This is a genomic window from Kocuria sp. CPCC 205263 (genome assembly GCF_040981075.1).
GTDB lineage: Bacteria > Actinomycetota > Actinomycetes > Actinomycetales > Micrococcaceae > Kocuria > Kocuria rosea.
This window is the reverse complement of sequence record NZ_JAVKPV010000069.1, coordinates 1-556: the sequence shown is the minus strand read 5'-3', so window position 1 is coordinate 556 and position 556 is coordinate 1. Positions and strand designations below refer to the sequence as shown.

Sequence of the window (556 nt, the reverse complement as noted above, 5' to 3'; positions counted from 1 at the left end):
CGTCCTGCTGCTGCTGCCGATGCTCGGCCTGGCGGTGCTGCTGCACCGGCTGGGCCGGATGCTGGTGCGCCTGGGCCGGGCGCTCGCCGCCCGGTGGCTGCCCGCCCGCGCCCCGCTCCGGGCCCGCGGCGACCGCCCGGAGCGGTGGGCGCGCCCGCGGCCACGGCCCGCCCCGCGGCACCGGACCCCGCCCCCGCCGCGGCAGCGCCCGCTGCCGCGGCACCGCGTGTGGCCGGCCCCGGCGCTGCCCGTGGAGTGGCCGTGCCGCAACTGCGCGCCCGCCCCGGCCGCGCCGCGGCCGGCCGGCGAGGGGTCCGGGTAGGCCCGGGCCCGGGGCCTAGAAGAAGCCCTGGGCGTCCTCGGAGTAGGAGACCAGCAGGTTCTTCGTCTGCTGGTAGTGCTCCAGCATCATCAGGTGGTTCTCGCGGCCGATCCCGGAGGACTTGTAGCCGCCGAACGCCGAGTGGGCGGGGTAGGTGTGGTACTGGTTCACCCACACGCGCCCTGCCTGGATGTCCCGCCCGGCCCGGTAGGCGAGGTTGCCGTTGCGGGCCCA

Annotated in this window: 1 protein-coding gene and 1 pseudogene; one reads left to right on the top strand and one right to left on the bottom strand. The window is 78.4% G+C overall.

Going from position 1 to position 556, the window contains the following annotated elements; genetic code table 11:
• Positions 1-322, top strand: a pseudogene (locus RF647_RS19180) (hypothetical protein); the annotation flags it as partial.
• A gap of 15 nt (positions 323-337) precedes the next feature.
• Here RF647_RS19180 and RF647_RS19175 read toward each other — a convergent pair.
• Positions 338-556, bottom strand: a 219-nt coding sequence (locus tag RF647_RS19175) for an aldehyde dehydrogenase family protein (RefSeq protein WP_368813124.1), incomplete at its 5' end; no start/stop codon positions are given.